This is a genomic window from Paenibacillus sp. 598K, assembly GCF_003851045.1.
Taxonomy (GTDB): Bacteria; Bacillota; Bacilli; order Paenibacillales; family Paenibacillaceae; genus Paenibacillus_D.
On record NZ_BFBX01000199.1, the window covers coordinates 525 to 1,165 of the forward strand.

General features: G+C 52.1%; 1 protein-coding gene. It reads left to right on the forward strand.

The genetic code is table 11. From position 1 onward, the window contains the following. On the forward strand, positions 1-624 hold a 624-nt coding region (locus tag PA598K_RS34300), incomplete at its 5' end, for an IS630 family transposase (RefSeq protein WP_128661205.1). Positions 625-641: the final 17 nt, after the last annotated feature.

A 641-nucleotide genomic window follows, 5' to 3' on the forward strand; every position in this document is an offset into this window, starting at 1 on the left:
CGTATGGAGGACGTGCTGGACGTCTACCAACGTCCGCAGGATCCCAAGCGTCCCTTGGTTTGCTTGGATGAAACGAATCGACAGTTGACGCTGGAAACGCGGCCTTCCATTCCGGCCAAGCCCGGTGAGCCAAAGCGTGTGGACTATGAATACAAACGCAATGGCGTGGTCAATCTGTTCATGATGTTCGCACCGCTGGAAGCAAGGCGTCATGTTTGCGTAACGGATCAGCGGGCACGGGTTGATTTTGCCGCTTGCATCAAGGAACTGGTAGACACCCACTATCCACATGCCGATCAGATCGTCTTGGTCATGGATAATCTGAATACCCATAGCATCGGCTCGCTATACGAAGCTTTTGAACCGGCAGAAGCAAAACGACTGGCCGACAAGTTGGAAATCCATCACACGCCAAAGCATGGCAGTTGGCTCAACATGGCTGAAATCGAGATTGGCGTATTGAGCCGGCAGGCGCTATCTGATTATGTGGCCACCAAAGAAGAAATGATCGCGCGCGTAGCGGCTTGGCAAGCCGATCGAAACGCTGCAAGTTCGACTGTGGATTGGCAATTCACAACTGAAGACGCTCGGATCAGGCTCAAAAGATTATACCCTGTAATTTAGACGGTACGGAGTACTAG